The sequence below is a fragment of the Klebsiella sp. V115_8 genome, assembly GCF_029967715.1.
In the GTDB taxonomy this organism is placed as follows: domain Bacteria; phylum Pseudomonadota; class Gammaproteobacteria; order Enterobacterales; family Enterobacteriaceae; genus Klebsiella; species Klebsiella quasipneumoniae.
Genome location: NZ_JASCAR010000039.1, coordinates 20,552 through 42,557, shown reverse-complemented (window position 1 = coordinate 42,557; position 22,006 = coordinate 20,552). Strand labels below are relative to the sequence as shown.

The window sequence follows — 22,006 nt, the reverse complement described above, 5'->3', positions numbered from 1 at the left end:
TTAACTGGCCATTCCCAGACCGACGATGTTGGCGGCGATGATGATCACCACGCAGCCGAGGCTCAGGACGCTCACCGGACGACGACCGGCGTTGTTCCACTCTTTCAGCACCAGACCCACCAGACCGCCGCACAGTACGTAGAAACTCATGTGCAGCATCCAGCTCATATAGTCATACTGCGCCGGAATGCTGGCGTGGCCCCAGGCATAGAAGAAGAACTGGAGATACCACATCAGGCCGCCGAGGGCGGAAAGCAGCAGGTTGCTGATGATGAGCGGTTTGGCCAGTGAGAAATCGGCTTTGACGGACAGGGTCTTCACTTTCGCCAGACGAATAAAGCAGAAGCCAAGGTTGACCAGCGCCCCGCCGCCCATAATCACCACGTAGCTTGGCAGCGCCGCATATAACGGGTCGACGCCGAGCGCCGCGGCGGCATCATGCATCGGTTTGGCGGCGTTCATCGCGAACGACATCCCTGCCGAGAAGATACCGCACATCACCGCCAGCAGAAGCCCTTTCTTCAGATTGAACTCTTCGGCTTTGATGCCCATTTTGCGCTCTTTCAGCTGGCCCGCGCGGGTGACGATGCCAACGCCAACCACCGCCACCAGCACGCCGAGCAGCGTCATTTGACCGCCCTGGGTGTGCATCAGCACCGAAAACTGACCGTTAATAATCGGCGTCATCAGCGTACCGACAATCAGCGTGATGCCAATGGCGATGCCAATCCCCATCGACATGCCGAGATAGCGCATGGTCAGGCCATAGTTGATATTACCGATGCCCCACATGGCGCCGAACAGAAAGACCGGCAGCAGCGTGGAGGCGTTAAAGGAGCGGTAGTAGGCCCAGAAATCGGGTAACAGGGTGGCGCTGATGGCCCAGGGCAGGATCAGCCAGGAGACGATCCCCCCGACCGACCACATGGTTTCCCACGACCAGTGTTTTACTTTCTTGAACGGGGCATAGAAACAGGCGGCACTGGCGGCCCCTATCAAATGCCAAAAAATACCCATCGTAATCGCGTGGTTCATTGATTTTATCCTCATCTTTTTTTATCGGAGACGGCGGCTTCCGATGCGATGAGTGTAAAAATTAGCCGCTTTGGACGCCTTCAGGACGTTGCCACAGGATGGCGAACTCTGGCAACCATGGGCTTAATTACTTGTTCTACATCACAAAACGACGGGTATTTCTTCTGGTTATATCCATATGAAAAATACGGCATTGATAAGCATTTTCAATACCATTTAATTAACTATAATGGACAAACTGCTTACGCGGCGTTAACACTTGAGCCGCTCGACAATAATGGAGATGATTATGAGCTATACCCTGCCATCCCTGCCGTACGCTTACGATGCTCTGGAACCGCACTTCGACAAGCAGACGATGGAGATCCATCACACCAAACACCACCAGACCTACGTGAACAATGCCAACGCCGCGCTGGAAAGCCTGCCGGAGTTCGCTAACCTGTCCGCTGAAGAGCTGATCACCAAGCTGGATCAGCTGCCGGCTGACAAAAAAACCGTACTGCGTAACAACGCCGGCGGCCACGCGAACCACAGCCTGTTCTGGAAAGGCCTGAAAACCGGTACCACCCTGCAGGGCGACCTGAAAGCGGCTATCGAGCGCGATTTCGGATCTGTGGACAACTTCAAAGCGGAATTCGAAAAAGCCGCTGCGACCCGTTTCGGTTCCGGCTGGGCGTGGCTGGTCCTGAAAGGTGACAAACTGGCCGTTGTCTCCACCGCAAACCAGGATTCCCCGCTGATGGGCGAAGCCATTTCCGGCGCTTCCGGCTTCCCAATCCTGGGTCTGGACGTGTGGGAACACGCTTACTACCTGAAATTCCAGAACCGTCGCCCGGACTACATCAAAGCCTTCTGGGATGTGGTGAACTGGGACGAAGCTGCAGCGCGTTTTGCCGCCAAAAAATAAGGTTGCAATGTGCTAAGAGAGAAGCGAGTCTGATGGCTCGCTTTTTTTATATCGGTAGCAAGGAGAGCAGACATGCATTATCCGGTGAATGTCTTTGTCGGCAAAATCAGGGACTACACGGGCAGTCGTCCCAGCGCGATCGGCAAAATCCAGGTTGACGGCGAGTTGCAGCTCGGCGATCTCGGTCTCGAAGGGGATGAGCAGGCGGAGAAGAAAATACACGGCGGGCCGGACCGCGCGCTGTGTCACTATCCGCGCGAACACTATGCCGACTGGATCCGTGAATTCCCCCAGCAGGCCGATCGGTTCTGCGCCCCGGCGTTCGGCGAAAACCTCTCCACTACCGGCCTCACCGAACAAAACGTCTACATTGGCGATATCTTTTGCTGGGGCGAGGCGCTGATCCAGGTCACCCAGCCGCGCTCTCCGTGCTTCAAGCTCAACTTTCATTTTGCGATCGGTGATATGGCGCAGCTGATGCAAAACAGCGGGAAGACCGGCTGGTTGTACCGGGTGATCGCCGGGGGGCAAGTCTCCAGCGATGCGCCGCTCGAACTGGTCTCTCGCCTGAGCGATGTCAGCGTCCATGAGGCCGGGGCGATTGCCTGGCAGATGCCGTTTGATGACGATCAGTACCACCGCTTATTGTCGGTAGCGGGCCTGTCGGTAAGCTGGAGTCGAACCATGCAGAAGCGCCGTTTAAGCGGCAAGATCGAGGATAATTCACGGCGATTGTGGGGGAAATAATTCCCCCATATTGGCGCTTTCCGCAGCGTCTCCCGGGTAGCGGCGCAAGCGCCTTACCCGGGCGACCTGACCGTTCCTGGCGGTAACCCGGCGCAGCGCAGGCCGGGTCAGCGTCAGGTCCGCTTATACAGCGGTAGCCAGAGGGTTAAGCGCAGACCGCCCAGCGGGCTGTCGTCGGCCTTCACCCAGCCACGGTGCTGCTGAATAGCGGTTTCGACAATCGCCAGCCCCAGGCCGGTGCCGCCGGACTCGCGGTCGCGCGCCTCGTCGGTCCGGTAGAATGGCCGGAAAATCTGCTCGCGATCCTCCGGGCTGACTCCCGGGCCGTCGTCATCGACGTTAACCGTAATCCCGTCTTTATCCACTGAGAAGCTGACGGAAATCTTCGTGTGCGAGTAGCGCAGGGCGTTGCGGACGATATTCTCCAGCGCACTTTCCAGCGCATTGGGGTTACCGTACAGCGGCCACGGACCCGGCGGATACTCAACGGTGAACGATTTACCCATCTGCTCGGCTTCAAACGCCGCGTTGTCCAGCACTTCGCCCCACAGCTGATTGGCTTTGACCGTCTCGCTCACCAGGGCGTTTTTCGCCTGATTGCGCGACATCACCAGCAGGTCGTTGATCATGCTGTCCAGTCGGTGCGCTTCAGTTTCGATACGCTCCAGCTCTTTGCTCTCACCGCTGCGGCGGCGCAGCAGGGCGGTGCCCAGCTGCAGGCGCGTGAGCGGCGTGCGCAGCTCGTGCGAGATATCGGACAGCAGCCGTTGCTGGCTGGTCATCATCCGCTCCAGGGCCGTCACCATCTGGTTAAAGCTGGCGCCAGCGGCTAAAAACTCCTGCGGTCCGGCTTCCAGCTCTGGATGCTGCCGCAGGTTGCCCTGGGCGACCTCGTCAGCGGCATTTTTCAGCTTACGCGCCGGTTTCGCCAGGCTCCACGCCAGCCACAGCAGCAGCGGGGCGCTAACCAGCATTGTGACGATCAGCAGCAGCAGCGGCCGGTCAAACAGCAGGTTGATAAAGTCGGATTGTGAGGTGCTGGCGGGACGGATCAGATACAGCTGATAGTTATCCTCCCCATCCCTGACGGAGAACGGGCCCACCATTTCCAGGCGGCCATAGCGTTTTTTCTGCGGATGATCGGCGTTATCGGCCTGGCCGATAAAGTTGCGAATGATCTGCATCTCGTTGCGTTCTGCGCCGATCACGCGGCCTTCGCTGGTGACCAGCAGCAGGCGCTGACCCGGAGGCGCCCATTTATCGATGGCGCGAAACAGACGACGCCACCACATCAGGTCGTTTGGCGGATCGTTGGCCAGCTCGGCCTCGACGTGCTGCTCGATCATGATGCCTTGACGCTGCTCGCTTTCCAGCAGCTCGGTCATCTGCCGGGAGTCCAGTTTGGGCAGCATCAGCACCAGCATCAACACCAGCGCCAGCGTGAGCCAGAAGATGGCGAAGATGCGTGCAGTCAAACTTCCAATCATGAAGCGGAAACCATCAGATACCCGCGGCCACGCAGCGTTTTAAACCACGGATGGCCATCTTTGCGCTCCGGCAGCTTACGCCGCAGGTTGGAAATATGCATATCGATGGCGCGGTCGAACGGCGTCAGGCGCTTGCCTAACACTTCCTGGCTTAAATGTTCGCGTGACACCACCTGGCCGAGATGCTGCGCTAACAGATAGAGCAGGGTGAACTCGGTGCCGGTGAGCTCCAGCGTCTGGCCATCGAAATTGGCTTCCTGACGGCCCGGATTGAGGCTTAAGGCATCCACTTCCAGGGTCGGCGAGCCGGCTTCGGTCGTCTGCTGCTGTTCGCTCCAGTGGGAACGGCGCAGAATCGCGCGTATACGCGCCACCAGTTCGCGATCGTTGAACGGCTTAGGCAAATAGTCATCTGCGCCCAGCTCGAGGCCGAGAACGCGATCCAGCTCGCTCCCGCGCGCTGTTAGCATGATAACCGGAGTCTGGTGTGTCTGACGCAGCTCTTTAAGCGTATCGATACCGTTTTTCTTCGGCATCATTACGTCGAGCAGCAATAAATCAATGCTGTCGTCCAGAAGGGCCAGCGCCTGTTCCCCATCATGGGCCACCAGCACGTTAAAACCTTCCATATCGAGCAGCTCTTTTAACAGGGAGGTGAGCTCCCGGTCATCATCAACTAACAGGATTTTATTCATTGTTTAAATACCTCCGAGGCAGAAATTACGTCATCAAGGCCCGCTAATCCATGACTTTACGTTGTTTTACACCCCCTGACGCATGTTTGCAGCCTGAATCGTAGACTGTCTCTCGTTGAATCGCGACACAAACGTTTTGGGAGTATGTGATGCGCAATGTTATCGCTGCCGTCATGGCCTCAACGCTGGCGCTAAGTGCATATAGCCAGGCCGCTGAAGTCGTTACCAGCGTTAACTGGCTCCCCGGAGACGAAGGGGGACAGCGCGGTAGCCAGAGCCATATGTTTGACGGCATAAGTTTAACCGAGCAGCAACGTCAGCAGTTACGGGATCTTATGCAACGGGCACGCCACGACAGGCTCCCCGTTAATGTTAGCGAAATGGAGACAATGCATCGCCTTGTCACCGCAGAAAATTTTGATGAAAACGCTGTGCGCGCTCAGGCAGAAAAGATGGCGCAGGAACAGGTTGCTCGCCAGGTCGAGATGGCTAAGGTCCGCAACCAGATGTTCCACCTGCTTACGCCAGAGCAGCAAGCGGTTTTAAATGCTAAGCACCAGCAACGTATGGATCAGTTGCGTGAGGTTGCAAGGACGCAGAAAGGCTCAGCAATGATGCTTTCGAGTAGTAGCAACACCCTGCAACCCCAGTAACAAACCCTGTTTTCCTTGCCATAGACACCATCCCTGTCTTCCCCCACATGATGTGGGGGTTTTTTTTGCCCTTTTTTCGGCAAATCAACTTCTTCGCCTGTCCCGTGAGCGTCACCAGTTCAGGTTATACTAAGCGCAGTGCAGGAGAAGGAGCCTATATGAATCAATCTTATGGCCGGTTGGTCAGCCGCGCCGCTATCGCTGCGACGGCGATGGCCTCCGCGTTACTTTTGATCAAAATTTTTGCGTGGTGGTATACCGGTTCAGTCAGTATTCTGGCCGCGCTGGTGGATTCGCTGGTGGATATTGCCGCCTCGCTGACCAACCTGCTGGTGGTGCGCTATTCGCTGCAGCCTGCTGATGAAGAACATACCTTTGGCCACGGCAAAGCGGAGTCGCTGGCGGCGCTGGCGCAAAGCATGTTTATCTCCGGTTCGGCGCTGTTTCTGTTTCTTACCGGTATTCAGCACCTGGTGCGTCCGGAGCCGCTACAGGCCGCCGGCGTCGGGGTTGTCGTCACGTTGATTGCCCTGTTCAGCACGCTGGCGCTGGTGACCTTCCAGCGCTGGGTGGTGCGAAAAACCCAAAGCCAGGCGGTGCGGGCGGATATGCTTCATTATCAGTCTGATGTTATGATGAACGGCGCCATTCTGGTGGCGCTGGGCCTCTCCTGGTACGGCTGGCATCGCGCCGATGCGTTGTTTGCCTTAGGAATTGGCATCTATATTTTATATAGCGCGCTGCGGATGGGCTATGAGGCGGTTCAGTCGTTACTCGACCGCGCTTTGCCTGACGAGGAGCGTCAGGACATTATCACCATCGTGACCGCATGGCCCGGCATCCGCGGGGCGCACGATCTACGAACGCGGCAGTCAGGGCCGACCCGCTTTATTCAGATTCATTTGGAAATGGAAGATAACCTCCCGTTGGTGCAAGCCCACGTGATTGCAGACCAGGTGGAGCAGGCGATTCTGCGCCGTTTCCCGGGTTCCGATGTCATTATCCATCAGGATCCCAGTTCTGTGGTGCCGGCGGCGCAGCAGGGCTTTTTTGAGCGTTAGGTTATAGTCTGTAAACTCGATGTAAAAATGTGGGTCAGCTCGGCATTTTTTGTATAAATTACCGCCGTTTGGTCTGACCTGAATCAATTCAGCTTGAGGCGTTTGATATACTATTGTCATTAGCGTCGTGCACTCCTGGTGAGGGAGCGCTTCAGGCAACAGAATTATTTTTTGCTTCCTAAGTTCAGAGGTAGTCATGATTAAGAAAATCGGTGTGTTGACAAGTGGCGGTGATGCGCCGGGCATGAACGCAGCAATTCGTGGCGTTGTGCGCGCGGCATTAACGGAAGGTCTGGAAGTTTTTGGAATCTATGACGGTTACCTCGGCTTGTACGAAGACCGTATGGTTCAGCTCGACCGTTACAGCGTTTCCGACATGATCAACCGCGGCGGCACCTTCCTGGGCTCCGCTCGCTTCCCGGAATTCCGCGAAGAACACATCCGCGCAGTGGCTATCGAAAACATGAAGAAGCGTGGCCTGGACGCGCTGGTAGTTATCGGTGGTGACGGGTCCTATATGGGGGCGATGCGCCTGACCGAGATGGGCTTCCCGTGCATCGGCCTGCCGGGCACCATCGACAACGATATCAAAGGCACTGACTACACCATCGGCTTCTTCACCGCTCTGAGCACCGTGGTGGAAGCGATTGACCGTCTGCGCGACACCTCCTCTTCGCACCAGCGTATCTCCGTGGTGGAAGTGATGGGCCGTTACTGTGGCGACCTGACTCTGGCGGCGGCGATTGCCGGCGGCTGTGAGTTCATCATGGTGCCGGAAGTAGAATATACCCGTGACGATCTGGTAGCGGAAATCAAAGCCGGCATCGCGAAAGGGAAGAAACACGCTATCGTGGCGATCACCGAGCACATGTGCGACGTTGACGAGCTGGCAAGCTACATCGAGAAAGAGACCGGCCGTGAAACCCGCGCTACCGTCCTCGGCCACATTCAGCGCGGCGGTTCCCCGGTTCCTTACGACCGTATCCTGGCTTCCCGCATGGGCGCCTATGCGATTGAGCTGCTGCTGCAGGGCCATGGCGGCCGTTGCGTCGGCATCCAGAACGAGAAGCTGGTGCACCACGACATCATCGATGCCATCGAGAACATGAAGCGTCCGTTCAAGAACGACTGGCTGGATTGCGCGAAGAAACTGTACTAAGTTACGCGCCGGATAAACAAAAGGCCTTCTCATGGAGAAGGCCTTTTTTATGGCGCAAGGTTTATTCGATATCCAGCGGGTCTTCCGACAGAATCATCCCGGTGTTATCGGCATACAGATGGTCGCCGCTGAAGAAGGTCACGCCGCCGAAATTGACGCGCACGTCGCTTTCGCCGATGCCTTCGCCAGCCGCGCCGACCGGAATGGCCGCCAGCGCCTGGATGCCGATATCCAGTTCCTCAAGGTCGTCAACCTGGCGCACCGCGCCATAGACCACCAACCCTTCCCATTCATTCTGTACGGCCAGACGCGCCAGGTCAGCGTCAATTAACGCGCGTCGTACTGAGCCGCCGCCGTCGATCAGGAGAATATGACCACGGCCATTCTGCTCGAGCAGATCGTAGAGCAACCCGTTATCCTCGAAACATTTTACCGTAATGATCTGTCCACCAAACGACGACCGTCCTCCAAAGTTAGAGAACAGCGGTTCCACGACGTTGACATCTTCCTGGTAGATGTCACAAAGCTCGGAAGTATCGTATTTCATAGGCTTAACGTTCAGTTGCTGCGAGAGTTTTTAGTATATCCCGCGAATCGCATTGTTGGCAAAATCATCAATTGTTAATTGATATTTGTCAGTTAAGCCGCCAGCTTACTGGCAATAATCCCGATAACAAACAGCAGGTTGGTCAGCAAAGCCCCTTTGACCGTCTTTTCGAGCATCGGCCGCATCGCCAGCGGATCGGATTCGCGCAGGACGTAACGCGCCTGTTTGACCAGCAGCGGCGTGGCGAGAATAAACAGCCAGCCCCAGGCAGAATGCAGCGCCAGCAGGTTAAACAGCGCCAGACACAGCAGGGCGCCGAGCAGCAGGCAGGCATGATAGCGGCGGGCATTGACCGGCCCCAGGCGCACGGCGAGGGTGTTCTTCCCGTTCTGCCGGTCGCTGTCGATATCACGCAGGTTATTGATGTTCAGTACGGCGGTCGCCAGCAGACCGCAGGCCGTTGCCGGCAGAAAAATGGCCGCTTCCACATTGTGGGCTTGCAGATACCAGCTGCCGAGGACGCTCAGCCAGCCGAAGAAAACGAGTACCGAAATATCACCGAGGCCAATATAACCATACGGGCGGGTGCCCACTGTGTAGGTGATGGCGGCCACGATCGACAGGCCACCCAGCGCGAGGAAACCGATGAAATCGCCGACGCTCTGCCAGGCGACGCACAGTAGCGCCAGACCAAACAGACAGATCAGCGCGACGGTGACAATCAAGGCGCGCTTCATCTGCTGGGGGGTAATCACCCCTTTCTGCATCCCGCGCAGCGGCCCGATGCGGTCCGGTTTATCGCTCCCCTTGACCGCGTCGCCGTAGTCATTGGCGAGGTTGGAAAGAATTTGCAGCAAGCCGGCGGTGATCAGCGCCAGCAGAGCGACCCAGGGATCAAAATGCCCCTGCTCCCAGGCAAGGACGGTGCCAACAATAATCGCGGCAAACGCCAGCGGTAACGTTTTAGGACGCAGGCTTTCCAGCCACGCCTGAGAACGGCTGATATCAGTCATAGTTATTTTAGCCAATAAAAATGGGGGCGATAGCCCCCATCAACAGTGATGAAAATGCATTGCACCGGATTATAGGATAAAACGGCTCAGATCTTCATCTGCCACCAGAACATCCAGGTGCTTACTCACATATTCGGCATCGATAGTGACGGTCTGGCCGTTCATCTCGCTGGCATCATAGGAGATATCTTCCACCAGGCGCTCCAGCACGGTGTGCAGACGGCGCGCGCCGATGTTCTCGGTGGTTTCGTTTACCTGCCATGCGGCCTGAGCGATACGCTTGATACCGTCTTCGGTGAATTCGATATTCACCCCTTCGGTCGCCATCAGCGCCTTGTACTGCACGGTGATGGAGGCGTTCGGTTCGGTCAGGATGCGCTCGAAGTCATGGGTGGTCAGCGCCTTCAGCTCAACGCGGATCGGCAGACGTCCCTGCAGTTCCGGGATCAGATCGGACGGGCTGGCCACCTGGAACGCGCCGGAGGCGATAAACAGGATGTGGTCGGTCTTGACCATCCCGTGCTTGGTGGAGACGGTGCAGCCTTCCACCAGCGGCAGCAGGTCGCGCTGTACGCCTTCACGGGAGACGTCCGGGCCGGAGGTGTTGCCGCCGCGCTTACAGATTTTGTCGATTTCGTCGATAAAGACGATACCGTGCTGCTCAACAGCGTCGATGGCTTCCTGCTTCAGCTCTTCCGGATTGACCAGTTTGGCCGCTTCTTCTTCAATCAGCAGCTTCATCGCGTCTTTGATTTTCAGCTTACGCGGTTTCTGCTTCTGGCCGCCAAGGTTCTGGAACATGGACTGCAGCTGGCTGGTCATCTCTTCCATGCCCGGAGGGGACATGATTTCAACGCCCATCGGCGCCGCAGCGAGATCGATTTCAATCTCTTTATCGTCCAGCTGGCCTTCACGCAGTTTCTTACGGAACGCCTGGCGCGCCGCAGACGGTTCCTGCGACGGCTCAGTCTGGCCCCAGTTGTTCTTCGCCGGTGGGATCAGCACGTCAAGCACGCGCTCTTCCGCCAGCTCTTCCGCGCGGTAACGGTTCTTATCGATGGACTGCATACGAACCATTTTGATCGCCGCATCGGTCAGATCGCGGATGATAGAGTCCACTTCTTTACCGACATAGCCCACTTCGGTGAACTTCGTCGCTTCAACTTTAATAAACGGCGCGTTGGCCAGTTTCGCCAGACGACGAGCGATTTCGGTTTTACCGACGCCGGTTGGGCCGATCATCAGAATGTTTTTCGGCGTGACTTCATGACGCAGCTCTTCGTTAAGCTGCATCCGGCGCCAGCGGTTACGCAGGGCGATAGCAACAGAACGCTTGGCGGCGTCCTGGCCGATAATGTGTTTGTCCAGTTCGCTGACAATTTCGCGTGGGGTCATTTCAGACATGGGAGATCCTTACGCTTTAGAAGGTAATTCTTCGATGGTGTGGAAATGGTTGGTATAGATGCAGATATCACCTGCAATATCCAACGCTTTCTCGGCGATATCGCGCGCGCCCATATCGGTGTTTTCCAGCAGCGCGCGGGCCGCGGCCTGGGCGTAAGGACCGCCGGAGCCGATAGCAATCAAATCGTTTTCCGGCTGTACCACGTCACCGTTACCGGTGATGATAAGCGACGCGTTTTCGTCCGCGACGGCCAGCAGCGCTTCCAGCTTGCGCAACATCCGATCGGTTCGCCAGTCTTTAGCCAGCTCAACGGCGGCCTTCACCAGATGGCCCTGGTGCATTTCCAGTTTGCGTTCAAACAGTTCGAACAGCGTGAAGGCGTCGGCGGTGCCGCCAGCGAAACCGGCAATCACTTTGTCGTTGTACAGACGACGCACTTTTTTCACGTTGCCCTTCATTACGGTGTTGCCCAGCGTGGCCTGGCCATCACCGGCAATAACAACATGGCCGTTACGGCGAACACTTACAATTGTAGTCACGAGCAGACCCCTTGGTTGCAAAAGCGGAACAGGGGCCCCGCGCTGTCCGCGGGGCCGAATGCAATTATAGATGGGGGGGATTTTGAGGGTTTCAACCCCTGGCGGCGAGACGAATGCAGTTCGCGTGTCCAGCCATCTTCAGGCGGGTGATCATCTCGTTGGCGCTTTCTTTGCCTTTCAGCGGGCCAATGACCACGCGGTTCCAGCCGTTGTTGGTGGTGATGTGCGAAGCAAACCCTTCGAAAGCCAGCTGAGCGCGGACGGTTTCGGCCTGCTCGGCGCCTTTAAAGGAGCCGCACTGGATCATCCAGCTACGATCGTCTTTTTTCTCGGCGGTCGTTTTCGGCGCTTCCTCCACTCGAGTCACCGGCGCGGCGGCCTGCGCGCGCGGCTGCGTAGTCGTAGTGTGCGCCGGCGTCTGCAGCAGATCCTGGTACGGCTGCTGGTTTGACGCGGTCTGCTTCGACTGTTGCTGCTGGACCGGCTTCGGCTGCTGAACGCGCGGCGGCTGCTGCACGGTCTGCTGCTGAGTTTGCGCCCACTGTTGCTGTTGCGCCTGCTGCTGTTGCTGCGCTAAACGCTGGCGCTGCAGCGTCTGCTGGCGCTGGGCCGGCGTTTGTTCGTTCCACGGCACTTCGGTCAGCTGAGTCGGCTGTTGACGCATATCGGCCTGCATCTGGGCCAGCAGCTGACGCTGTTCGTCGGTCAGTTGCTCCGGTTTCATCACTTCGCCGCCGGCGGTCGGTTCGGTCGGCGCGCGAACGCCCGGCTGGCGGCTTTCCAGCTCTTTAATATAGCGCCAGCGCTCTTCCGGTTTTGGCGGCAAGCCGTTGCCGGCGGCCTGGCGATTTTGCATCGCTTCCGCTTCTTCTTTCTTATGGTGCGTAATGAAATAGAGTCCACCGATAAAGGCCACCAGCACAGCCGCCGCGATCGCCACCATAGCCGGTGAAATTGCCGGGAGGCTGCTTTGCTTATTCCTTGAGCTTCGGGTAGTGCTCTTTTTGCGCCGCGAAGAAGCCGGTTGGCTGCGGCGTACATAATCTCGTTGTGCCACTATCGTTTCGCTGTCTTATATTCGTTCGTCAGCCCGCCATGTTACTTAAGCGGCGGGCCTTTGACCAGAAGAGCAGGCCCGAAAGCCTGATGGTTATCGTCTGATTTTTTGCGTACTGCCGCGAACAATCAGTTCGCAATCGAGCAGGCGCGAGCCGCTGTTCACGTTATGACCCTGCATTTGCTCAAGTAATAGCAGCATTCCTTCACGGCCGATATCAAAACGCGGCTGTGACACGGTGGTCAATGGCGGATCGCAAAATTCAGACAACGCGATGTTATCGAAGCCGACAATCGACAGGTCGTCCGGCACTTTCAGACCGCGGCGTTTCGCCAGCGATAAGGCGCCCAGCGCCATCACATCGCTATGGCAAAAGACCGCGGTGGGCGGTACCGGCTGCGACAGCAGCTGCTCCAGCGCATTGGCGCCAGCTTCGAAGGTAAAGTTGCCGCGAGCGATATAGTGCGGATCAACGGTGATACCGCTGCGGCGCAGCGCCTGCACGTAACCCTGCAGGCGATAATGGCACAGCGGCATATCTTCCGGGCCGGCGATGCAGCCGATACGCTGGTGTCCCAGCTCGTGAAGATAGTTTACCGCGTTAAAAGCCGCCGTCAGGTTATCGATGTGGACGGTGGGCAGCTCCAGCTCCGGCGCGAACTCGTTCGACATGACCATCGGCGGCAAATTGCGCTGCTCTTCCACGCTGGCGTCAAACGGCAGGCGCGAGCTGAGCAGCACCATGCCGTCAATCTGCTTGGTGATGATAAGGTCGATAAAGGTTTTTTCTTTCTGATTCTGGTGGGCGCAATCGCCGATTAACACCAGATATCCGTGCTCGGCGGCAGTGACTTCAATACCGCGGATCACTTCGCTAAAAAAGGGATCGCAGATATCCGGGACGATCACGAGGATCGTCCGCGATTCGTTGCGCTTCATATTGCGTCCGAGCGACTGCGGTAAATAGCCGACTTCCAGCGCCGCCTGCTCGACCCGGTTACGGGTGGCTTGCGACACCTTATCAGGGTTCATCAACGCTCGGGACACGGTTGCCGTGGAAACGTTTGCCTTTAAGGCGACGTCTTTCATGGTGGCGGCAACCACTTGTTTTTTGGGCTTCACCTGGTTTCTCCTCGCTGAATGGCGCTGGCATTTCCCTTGCGCGCTAACTGCTGCATCATTTTTATCAGATAGTCGCGGCAGTGAGTTACAGAATTTTCATGAAAAACGTGATGCTTGTTAAATTTTTCGATCCGGCTCGCAAGAGAAGGCTTACCCTTCAATAGGATCGACATCCAGCACCCACTTCACTTTTTTCGCCTCCGGCAGCGTATTGATCAGCGCCAGCGTACCGCTGACGATATGCTGCAGGCGTACCCGCGAAGGATGCTGCAGCAATATCTGCCACCGCCAGCGGCCGCCGCGCTTCGGCGCCAGCGCCGGAACCGGACCGAGCACCCATAGCTTGTCGTCGGCCAGCGGACTGGCCTGCAGCAGATTGCGCAGCTGTTGTAAAAACAGCGGCGCCTGCTGGTTGTTATGGTCTTCCGCACGAATCAGCACATGGCTGGTCCACGGCGGTAGCTGCATTGTCTGCCGCTCTGCCAGCGCCTGTTCGGCGAAGGCGTCGTAGCCTTTATACAGCAGGGTCTGCAGCAGAGGGTGTTCAGGATGGTGGGTTTGCAGGATCACTTCGCCCTGTTTTCCTGCCCGTCCCGCTCGCCCGGAGACCTGGGTATAGAGCTGAGCAAAACGCTCGGCGGAGCGGAAATCCGCGGAAAACAGCGCCCCGTCGACGTCCAGCAGGGAGACGAGGGTGACGTCCGGGAAGTGGTGGCCTTTGGCCAGCATCTGGGTACCAATTAAAATACGCGCTCCGCCGCGATGGACGGCGGCGAGATGCTCCTCCAGCGCCCCTTTGCGGCTGGTGGTATCGCGGTCGATACGCGAGATAGGCACGTCAGGGAACAGCGGCGCCAGGGCCTGCTCCAGCTGTTCGGTGCCGATACCCACCGGCACCAGGTGCGTGGAGCCGCAGGAGGGACATTGGCGCGGGATAGGGCGCTGACTGTCGCAATGGTGGCAGCGCAGATGGTGCTGCGCCTGGTGCAACGTGTAGTAGCTGTCGCAGCGCGGACATTCCGCTATCCAGCCGCAGTCGTGGCACAGCAGCGCTGGCGCAAAGCCGCGGCGGTTAAGAAACAGGATCACCTGGTTATCCGCCTGCAGATGCTGGCGCATACGGTTAATCAGCGCGGGAGACAGACCCGCCTGCAGCGGTTGCCCTTTGAGATCGAGCACGTGCTGCTGGGCAGGGCGCGCATTGCCCGCGCGTTTGCTTAAGGTTAACTGGCGGTATTTGCCCTGGCGGACGTTATGCAGGGTCTCCAGCGCCGGCGTCGCCGAGCCGAGAATAATCGGGATCTGTTCGCTGTGGGCGCGCCATACCGCCAGGTCGCGGGCATGGTAGCGCCAGCCCTCCTGCTGCTTGTAGGAGCTGTCATGCTCTTCGTCGATAACGATGACGCCGAGGTCTTTAAACGGGGTAAACAGCGAGGAGCGGGTGCCGATCACAATGGCCGCTTCGCCGTTTTTCGCCTTCAGCCAGGCCGAAAGACGTTCGCTGTCATTGAGTCCGGAGTGCAGCACTTCCACCGGCGCGTTAAAGCGCTGGCGGAAGCGGGCGATGGTCTGCGGCGTCAGACCGATCTCCGGCACCATCACCAGCGCCTGGCGCCCCTGCGCCAGCACGTTTTCCAGCACGCTCAAATAGACTTCCGTTTTCCCTGAGCCGGTAATACCCGCCAGCAGCCAGGCGGAGAAGCGATCGGCGGCGCTGTGGATCGCCCCGACGGCGGTGGCTTGCTCGGTATTAAGACGCAGGCGTTCGCCGGCAACCGAATACGCGCTGCGCCAGTCGATGAGGGCGGGCGCTTCGCAGGCCAGCTCCGCCAGCCCTTTGCCGCGCAGCGCCTGCAGCGCCGCTTCATTAAATTCCAGTTCGCCAACCTGATGACGCCAGATTTTTCCCTGGCGCAGCGCCGCCAGCGCCTGCTGCTGCTTCGGCGAGCGTTTCAGACCGTTAAGGTCGACGGCCTGCCCCTGCTCGGTGGCGAACCAGTACCACAGCGGCGTCGCGCTGGCGGGTTTGCCCTGGCGCAGCAGAATGGGCAGCGCATGGAACAGCACATCGCCAATCGGATGATGGTAATACTCAGCCGCCCACATCAGCAGCCGCCAGACGGTACCGGAGAAGACCGGTTCGTCGTCCAGCGCTTCCGCGACCGGTTTTAGCTCGTCCAGCGGCAGCTCGCTGCGTTCGCTGACCGCCGCGACAATACCGATCCGCTCCTGTTTGCCGAACGGCACCCGCACCCGACAGCCCGCTTTGACCGCCATGCCTTCAGGCAGCAGATAGTCAAAAGTGCGCGGTAGCGGAACGGGTAGGGCAACGTGGGCGACGGGCATGTCATCTTCCTGACTTGAAATCTGGCGGGATAGTATACACATTACGATAAGGCGGCGCGGATCAGTTTGCATATGCTGGTCAAATTCTGTATGATTCGCCGCCTTTGATGCGCTTTATATCGCATTGAAGATTGACCATTACCGCGTGCTTCACGCTGTCAACAGCGTAGAGGGCGACGGGAAATTACTAATATCGCGTGGTGTCTGGCGTTAGGGCTGGAAGAGCGACGCGGCCTTAACTGAGGTTCTCCCATGAAAAAAGGTATTCACCCAAATTACGACGAAATTACTGCTACCTGTTCTTGCGGTAATGTCATGAAAATCCGCTCCACCGTAGGTCACGACCTGAACCTCGACGTGTGCGGCAAATGCCACCCGTTCTTCACCGGCAAACAGCGTGATGTTGCTACCGGTGGCCGTGTTGACCGCTTCAACAAGCGCTTCAGCATCCCGGGCAGCAAGTAAGTTGCCAGAAGAAGCCGCCTCAGGGCGGCTTTTTTGTGTCTCTCGCCTGCCTGGGCGGGAAAGAAAAAGGGCGGAAGCGTGCTTCCGCCCTTTTTATCGTCTCAGTATTCCCACGTATCCGGGTCGATACCCAGTTCACGCATAATCGCTTTCGCCGCTTCCGGGATCTCATCGCTGCGCTCTTTACGCAGGTCTTCATCGTTAGGCAACGGTTGTCCGGTAAAGGCATGCAGGAACGCTTCGCACAGCAGTTCGCTGTTGGTCGCGTGACGCAGGTTATTCACCTGACGACGCGTGCGTTCATCGGTGAGGATTTTTAACACCTTCAGAGGAATGGAAACCGTAATTTTCTTTACTTGCTCACTCTTCTTACCGTGCTCAGCGTATGGGCTGATATATTCGCCGCTCCATTCAGCCATGAGATACCTTAATCCTCTGTTTATTAGTGAAGGGCCAGAATATTCCGCCCGGGCTATAATCGCGCGTAGTTTACCGTATGCGCGGGCTTTCTGACATGAGATAAGCCGCCGCCGACGTGCGCTAATGCATATAATTTTAACGGCTATTTGCACTTTGCTCAATCTATACGCAAAGAAGTTTAGATGTCCAGATGTATTGACGTCTATTGTGACAATGTTTACTCTGAAGCCTGACTTTTCACCGATTCAGCCCAGGAACTTCCCAACATGACGCGTAAACAGGCCACCATCGCAGTGCGTAGCGGTTTAAATGACGACGAGCAGTACGGTTGCGTTGTCCCGCCGATCCACCTCTCCAGTACCTATAACTTCACCGACTTTAATGAACCTCGCGCTCACGACTATTCCCGCCGCGGCAACCCGACGCGTGATGTGGTGCAGCGCGCTTTAGCGGAGCTGGAGGGCGGCGCTGGCGCGGTGCTGACCAATACCGGTATGTCGGCGATCCTGCTGGTGACGACGGTGTTCCTTAAGCCTGGCGATCTGCTGGTGGCGCCGCACGACTGCTACGGCGGCAGCTACCGTCTGTTCGATAGCCTGGCGAAGCGCGGCTGCTATCGCGTTCAGTTCGTCGATCAAAACGATGAGCAGGCGCTGCGGGCGGCGCTGGCGGAAAAACCGAAGCTGGTGCTGGTCGAAAGCCCAAGTAATCCATTGCTGCGGGTGGTGGATATTGCGAAAATCTGTGGTCTGGCGCGCGAAGCCGGGGCGATCAGCGTGGTCGATAACACCTTCCTGAGTCCGGCGCTGCAAAACCCGCTGGCGCTGGGCGCCGATCTGGTGTTGCACTCCTGTACTAAATACCTTAATGGTCACTCTGATGTGGTGGCCGGGGTGGTGATTGCCAACGATCCGGCGACTGTCACCGAACTGGCATGGTGGGCGAATAACATTGGCGTCACCGGCAGCGCCTTCGACAGCTATCTGCTGTTGCGCGGGCTGCGGACGCTTTCTCCCCGCATGGAAGTGGCGCAACGTAATGCCCTGGCGATCGTCGAGTATCTGAAAACCCAGCCGCTGGTGAAAAAGCTGTATCATCCGTCGCTGCCGGAAAACCAGGGGCATGAAATTGCGGCGCGTCAGCAAAAAGGTTTTGGCGCAATGTTAAGCTTCGAGCTGGACGGTGACGAGCAGACGCTGCGCCGCTTCCTGAGCGGGCTGTCGCTGTTTACACTGGCGGAATCGCTGGGGGGCGTTGAAAGCCTGATTTCCCATGCGGCAACGATGACGCATGCCGGCATGGCGCCTGAAGCGCGTGCCGCCGCCGGAATTTCAGAAACGCTCCTGCGTATTTCGACCGGTATCGAAGATGGTGAAGATTTAATTGCCGACCTGGAAAATGGCTTCCGGGCAGCAAACGAGGAATAAAGATGAGTGTGATTGCGCAGGCAGGGGCGAAGGGTCGTCAGCTGCACAAATTTGGTGGGAGTAGTTTAGCGGATGCGAAATGTTACCTGCGCGTCGCGGGGATCATGAAGGAGTATTCGCAGGCGGGGGACATGATGGTCGTCTCCGCCGCTGGCAGCACCACCAACCAGCTGATCAGCTGGCTTAAGCTTAGCCAGAGCGATCGCCTTGCTGCGCATCAGGTTCAGCAGTCGCTTCGCCGCTATCACACCGAGCTGATTGGCGGTCTGGTGGAGCCTGCGGCGGCGGATACGTTGATCGCCGCCTTTATCCACGACCTTGAGCGTCTGGCTGGTCTGCTGGACGGCGGGGTTTCCGAAGCGGTTTATGCGGAAGTGGTCGGCCATGGGGAAGTGTGGTCCGCGCGCCTGATGGCGGCGGTTCTCAACCAGCTGGGAATGGAAGCCGCCTGGCTGGACGCGCGCGCGTTCCTGCGCGCGGAACGCGCCGCGCAGCCGCAGGTGGATGAAGGATTATCCTATCCACTGCTGCAGCAGCTGATGGCGCAGCATCCTAACAAGCGTCTGGTGGTGACCGGCTTTATCTCCCGCAACCAGGCCGGTGAAACCGTCCTGCTGGGCCGTAACGGGTCTGACTACTCTGCCACCCAGATCGGCGCGCTGGCGGGTGCTTCCCGCGTCACCATCTGGAGCGACGTCGCCGGGGTGTACAGCGCGGATCCGCGCAAGGTGAAAGACGCCTGTCTGCTGCCGCTGCTGCGTCTGGACGAAGCCAGCGAGCTGGCGCGTCTGGCCGCGCCGGTGCTCCATGCCCGCACGCTACAGCCGGTTTCCGCCAGCGATATCGATCTGCAGTTACGCTGCAGCTATACGCCGGAACAGGGTTCCACGCGCATTGAGCGCGTGCTGGCCTCCGGTACTGGCGCCCGGATTGTCACCAGCCATGACGATGTCTGCCTGGTGGAGTTCCAGGTGCCGGCCGGTCACGATTTCAAACTGGCGCATAAAGAGCTGGACGCCCTGCTCAAACGCGCCCAGCTGCGCCCGTTAGCCGTTGGCGTCCATGCCGACCGCAAACTGCTGCAGTTCTGCTATACCTCCGAGGTGGCCGACAGCGCGCTGAAGCTGCTCGATGAGGCAGGTCTGCCGGGCGAGCTGCGTCTGCGTCAGAAGCTGGCGCTGGTGGCGATGGTGGGCGCGGGCGTCACCCGCAACCCACTGCACTGCCACCGTTTCTGGCAGCAGCTGAAAGGGCAGCCGGTGGAGTTCACCTGGCAGTCGGAAGAGGGGATCAGCCTGGTGGCCGTCCTGCGCGCCGGGCCGACGGAAAGCCTGATCCAGGGGCTGCACCAGTCCCTGTTTCGTGCTGAAAAGCGTATCGGCCTGATGCTGTTCGGCAAAGGGAACATCGGTTCCCGCTGGCTGGAGCTGTTCGCCCGTGAACAAACCACGCTCTCGGCGCGCACCGGCTTTGAGTTTGTTCTCGCCGGCGTGGTCGACAGTAAACGCAGTCTGCTGAACTACGACGGGCTGGACGCCAGCCGGGCGCTGGCTTTCTTCAACGATGAAGCGGTGGAGCAGGATGAAGAGTCGCTGTTCCTGTGGATGCGCGCGCACCCGTATGATGATTTAGTGGTGCTGGACGTCACCGCCAGCGAGCAGCTGGCAGACCAGTATCTTGATTTCGCCAGCCATGGCTTCCACGTGATCAGCGCCAACAAGCTGGCGGGGGCCAGCAGCAGCGATAAGTATCGCCAGATCCACGACGCGTTTGAGAAGACGGGGCGCCACTGGCTGTATAACGCCACCGTGGGCGCCGGCTTGCCGGTGAACCATACGGTGCGCGATCTGATCGACAGCGGCGATACCATCCTCGGCCTGAGCGGTATCTTCTCGGGAACGCTCTCCTGGCTGTTCCTGCAGTTTGATGGCACCGTGCCGTTCACCGATCTGGTGGATCAGGCGTGGCAGCAGGGTCTGACCGAGCCGGATCCGCGCGTCGATCTGTCCGGTAAAGATGTGATGCGCAAGCTGGTGATCCTCGCGCGGGAAGCGGGTTACGACATCGAGCCGGATCAGGTGCGCGTGGAATCACTGGTCCCGGCGCACTGTGAAGAGGGTTCGGTCGATCACTTCTTTGAGAATGGCGAAGAGCTGAACGAGCAGATGCTGCAGCGCCTGGAGGCGGCCCGCGAGATGGGGCTGGTGCTCCGCTACGTGGCGCGTTTTGATGCCAACGGCAAAGCACGCGTCGGCGTGGAAGCGGTACGCGAAGAGCACCCGCTGGCGGCGCTGCTGCCGTGCGATAACGTGTTCGCTATCGAAAGCCGCTGGTATCGCGATAATCCGCTGGTGATCCGCGGGCCCGGCGCCGGGCGCGATGTGACCGCCGGGGCGATCCAGTCGGATATTAACCGTCTGGCGCAGCTGCTGTAGTCCCGGGAAAAAGACCAGGGGCGGCCTGGTCTTTTTTGTTAGTGCGCCGCAAAAACTGCTTTAGCGGCAAACAGGCCGTTTAGCGCCGCCGGGAAGCCGGCGTAGACCGCCATCTGCATGATCACTTCCGTAATTTCCTCTTGCGTCAGACCGACATTTAATCCCGCGGCAATATGTACTTTCAGCTGCGGCTCGGCGTTACCCAGCGCGGTGAGCGCGGCGATGGTGGCGATTTCCCGGCTACGCAAATCAAGCCCTGGCCGGGCGTAAATATCGCCGAAGGGGAACTCAATCAGATAGCGGGCGAAGTCGGGGGCGATATCCCGCAGGCTGTTGACGACGGCCTCCCCGCCGCTACCGTCCACGCGCTGAAGCATTTCCTGACCGGTGGTATAACGTTCGCTGGACATCGTTTTTTCCTCTCTGTGATGATGCGTTGAGAGGAAGGGTAGGGAAGTTTACCGGACTTGAGTAATACCCTTTTCGTGATACCTTTTCAGTATGACAACTTCGCGATTACATTCTCTCGATATCCGCCTGCTGCGTGCCTTTGCCGTGGTGGCGGAGGAAAATAACATCAGCCGGGCGGCGCAGCGGTTATTTATCTCGCAGCCGCCGCTGAGTCGCCATATGCGCTATCTGGAAGCGCAGCTGGGGGTGACGCTGTTTCAGCGCCATAGCAAAGGCCTGATCCTTACCGACGCGGGCAGAGAGGTGCTGGCGATCATTCGGCCCATGCTGGCGCTCCAGGAACGCACGCTGGCGGCATTGAGTGAGCTCTCCGTTCACTCGCCGCCGTCTCTGCGTCTGGGCGTGACCACCGCCTTCGAACAAGGCATTTTCGCTGCTGTTGAATCTGCGCTGAGCGAACATACCCGCGGGTTGCATATCACCCGCCACGCCTCACCGGCGCTGGCGCAGCAGGTGCGCAAAGGCAAACTCGATGCGGCGCTGGTCGCGCTGCCGCTCAATACTGAAGGGCTGCACCTGCATCCATTGCCGTATCAGGAGCCGCTCATCGCGGCAGTGCCAGCCTCCTGGCCGGAAGCCGTCATACCAGCGTTAACGCTAAGCGCGCTCAATCATCGGCCGCTGTTCTGGTTTAAACGCGAGCGTAACCCCGATTTCTTTGACTACACGCGGCGCATTTTCGACCGGGCTGGCTATACCCCCGCTTATGTGGAAGAGCCTGCCGAACATGATGTGCTGCTGGCGCGAATCGCGCGTGGGGAAGGCATGATCCTCCTGCCGGCGTCCTTTTCCGCGATCCAGCGTCAGGGGGTAGTGTTCTGTCCTGTCGCTGAAGGCGACAGCATGCCGTTAAGCCTTGGGGTGATCTATGCGCCTCACCAGGCAGGAGCCGTGCGGCAATGGCTCTCACTGCTGGATGATCACCTGACGGCTCGCTCGTCCCATGCTGAACATCGTCCTACCCCATGTTGACCGCAGAGCGGGCTCTATCGGCTGGCAAAGCGCCGGTAGA

21 protein-coding genes are annotated in these 22,006 nt (G+C 58.4%); 9 read left to right on the top strand and 12 right to left on the bottom strand.

Annotated features, from left to right (window positions below; all coding sequences use genetic code 11):
• Entirely contained in the window at nt 1–1,035 is a 1,035-nt protein-coding gene (gene rhaT, locus QLG03_RS17970; RefSeq protein WP_023291524.1) for an L-rhamnose/proton symporter RhaT, read from the bottom strand.
• Between the two features lie 289 nt (nt 1,036–1,324).
• Between rhaT and sodA the strand changes: the two genes are divergently transcribed.
• Both sodA and yiiM read left to right on the top strand, forming a co-directional pair.
• Complete coding sequence (gene sodA / locus QLG03_RS17965; protein ID WP_004203668.1) at nt 1,325–1,945, top strand: superoxide dismutase [Mn]; 621 nt, start codon at nt 1,325–1,327, stop codon at nt 1,943–1,945.
• Between the two features lie 72 nt (nt 1,946–2,017).
• Nucleotides 2,018–2,692: a 6-hydroxyaminopurine reductase gene (yiiM, locus tag QLG03_RS17960; protein WP_147734108.1), complete on the top strand. Its 675-nt coding sequence runs from the start codon at nt 2,018–2,020 to the stop codon at nt 2,690–2,692.
• 113 nt (nt 2,693–2,805) lie between these two features.
• On the opposite strand, the gene cpxA is transcribed toward yiiM, so the two are convergent.
• The gene (gene cpxA, locus QLG03_RS17955) at nt 2,806–4,179 is read right to left on the bottom strand and encodes an envelope stress sensor histidine kinase CpxA (protein ID WP_008807874.1); all 1,374 of its coding nucleotides are present in this window, start codon (nt 4,177–4,179) and stop codon (nt 2,806–2,808) included.
• Entirely contained in the window at nt 4,176–4,874 is a 699-nt protein-coding gene (gene cpxR, locus QLG03_RS17950) for an envelope stress response regulator transcription factor CpxR (RefSeq protein ID WP_004203671.1), read from the bottom strand. Before cpxR ends, cpxA begins: the two co-directional genes overlap by 4 nt.
• A 149-nt stretch (nt 4,875–5,023) precedes the next feature.
• Here cpxR and cpxP point away from each other — a divergent pair, with 149 nt between their 5' ends.
• The 3 genes from cpxP (at nt 5,024) to pfkA (ending at nt 7,747) form a co-directional block, all read left to right on the top strand.
• Complete coding sequence (cpxP, locus tag QLG03_RS17945; RefSeq protein ID WP_049013705.1) at nt 5,024–5,527, top strand: cell-envelope stress modulator CpxP; 504 nt, start codon at nt 5,024–5,026, stop codon at nt 5,525–5,527.
• A 158-nt stretch (nt 5,528–5,685) separates the two neighbouring features.
• Entirely contained in the window at nt 5,686–6,588 is a 903-nt protein-coding gene (fieF, locus tag QLG03_RS17940; protein ID WP_008807873.1) for a CDF family cation-efflux transporter FieF, read from the top strand.
• A 196-nt stretch (nt 6,589–6,784) separates the two neighbouring features.
• Nucleotides 6,785–7,747: a 6-phosphofructokinase gene (gene pfkA, locus QLG03_RS17935; RefSeq protein ID WP_002882911.1), complete on the top strand. Its 963-nt coding sequence runs from the start codon at nt 6,785–6,787 to the stop codon at nt 7,745–7,747.
• A gap of 61 nt (nt 7,748–7,808) precedes the next feature.
• Here the strand turns inward: pfkA and rraA are convergent, their stop codons facing one another.
• From rraA to priA, 7 genes are all read right to left on the bottom strand, one after another.
• On the bottom strand, nt 7,809–8,294 hold the full coding sequence (gene rraA, locus QLG03_RS17930) for a ribonuclease E activity regulator RraA (protein WP_002882913.1): 486 nt from the start codon (nt 8,292–8,294) through the stop codon (nt 7,809–7,811).
• A 92-nt stretch (nt 8,295–8,386) separates the two neighbouring features.
• Nucleotides 8,387–9,307 carry a 1,4-dihydroxy-2-naphthoate polyprenyltransferase gene (gene menA / locus QLG03_RS17925; protein ID WP_004203673.1) on the bottom strand — a complete coding sequence of 307 codons (921 nt, stop codon included), beginning with the start codon at nt 9,305–9,307 and terminating at the stop codon, nt 8,387–8,389.
• A 69-nt stretch (nt 9,308–9,376) separates the two neighbouring features.
• Nucleotides 9,377–10,711 (bottom strand): HslU--HslV peptidase ATPase subunit, encoded by a 1,335-nt coding sequence (hslU, locus tag QLG03_RS17920; protein WP_002882917.1) that lies wholly within the window; start codon nt 10,709–10,711, stop codon nt 9,377–9,379.
• Nucleotides 10,712–10,720: 9 nt separating this feature from the next.
• On the bottom strand, nt 10,721–11,251 hold the full coding sequence (hslV, locus tag QLG03_RS17915; protein ID WP_002882918.1) for an ATP-dependent protease subunit HslV: 531 nt from the start codon (nt 11,249–11,251) through the stop codon (nt 10,721–10,723).
• Nucleotides 11,252–11,342: 91 nt separating this feature from the next.
• Nucleotides 11,343–12,308 (bottom strand): cell division protein FtsN, encoded by a 966-nt coding sequence (gene ftsN, locus QLG03_RS17910; protein WP_071787244.1) that lies wholly within the window; start codon nt 12,306–12,308, stop codon nt 11,343–11,345.
• A gap of 93 nt (nt 12,309–12,401) precedes the next feature.
• Nucleotides 12,402–13,430 (bottom strand): DNA-binding transcriptional regulator CytR, encoded by a 1,029-nt coding sequence (cytR, locus tag QLG03_RS17905; RefSeq protein ID WP_004203676.1) that lies wholly within the window; start codon nt 13,428–13,430, stop codon nt 12,402–12,404.
• 150 nt (nt 13,431–13,580) lie between these two features.
• Nucleotides 13,581–15,776 (bottom strand): primosomal protein N', encoded by a 2,196-nt coding sequence (gene priA / locus QLG03_RS17900; RefSeq protein ID WP_044520924.1) that lies wholly within the window; start codon nt 15,774–15,776, stop codon nt 13,581–13,583.
• A gap of 252 nt (nt 15,777–16,028) precedes the next feature.
• Between priA and rpmE the strand changes: the two genes are divergently transcribed.
• Nucleotides 16,029–16,241, top strand: coding sequence for a 50S ribosomal protein L31 (rpmE, locus tag QLG03_RS17895; protein WP_002882922.1), 213 nt, complete (start codon nt 16,029–16,031; stop codon nt 16,239–16,241).
• Between the two features lie 101 nt (nt 16,242–16,342).
• Here the strand turns inward: rpmE and metJ are convergent, their stop codons facing one another.
• On the bottom strand, nt 16,343–16,660 hold the full coding sequence (metJ, locus tag QLG03_RS17890) for a met regulon transcriptional regulator MetJ (protein ID WP_002882924.1): 318 nt from the start codon (nt 16,658–16,660) through the stop codon (nt 16,343–16,345).
• Between the two features lie 267 nt (nt 16,661–16,927).
• Between metJ and metB the strand changes: the two genes are divergently transcribed.
• On the top strand, nt 16,928–18,088 hold the full coding sequence (metB, locus tag QLG03_RS17885; RefSeq protein ID WP_004203678.1) for a cystathionine gamma-synthase: 1,161 nt from the start codon (nt 16,928–16,930) through the stop codon (nt 18,086–18,088).
• Nucleotides 18,089–18,090: 2 nt separating this feature from the next.
• Nucleotides 18,091–20,523: a bifunctional aspartate kinase/homoserine dehydrogenase II gene (locus QLG03_RS17880; protein WP_023291529.1), complete on the top strand. Its 2,433-nt coding sequence runs from the start codon at nt 18,091–18,093 to the stop codon at nt 20,521–20,523.
• 38 nt (nt 20,524–20,561) lie between these two features.
• Here the strand turns inward: QLG03_RS17880 and QLG03_RS17875 are convergent, their stop codons facing one another.
• Entirely contained in the window at nt 20,562–20,933 is a 372-nt protein-coding gene (locus tag QLG03_RS17875; protein WP_023291530.1) for a carboxymuconolactone decarboxylase family protein, read from the bottom strand.
• A 91-nt stretch (nt 20,934–21,024) separates the two neighbouring features.
• Between QLG03_RS17875 and QLG03_RS17870 the strand changes: the two genes are divergently transcribed.
• On the top strand, nt 21,025–21,966 hold the full coding sequence (locus QLG03_RS17870) for a LysR family transcriptional regulator (protein WP_086075977.1): 942 nt from the start codon (nt 21,025–21,027) through the stop codon (nt 21,964–21,966).
• Nucleotides 21,967–22,006: the final 40 nt, after the last annotated feature.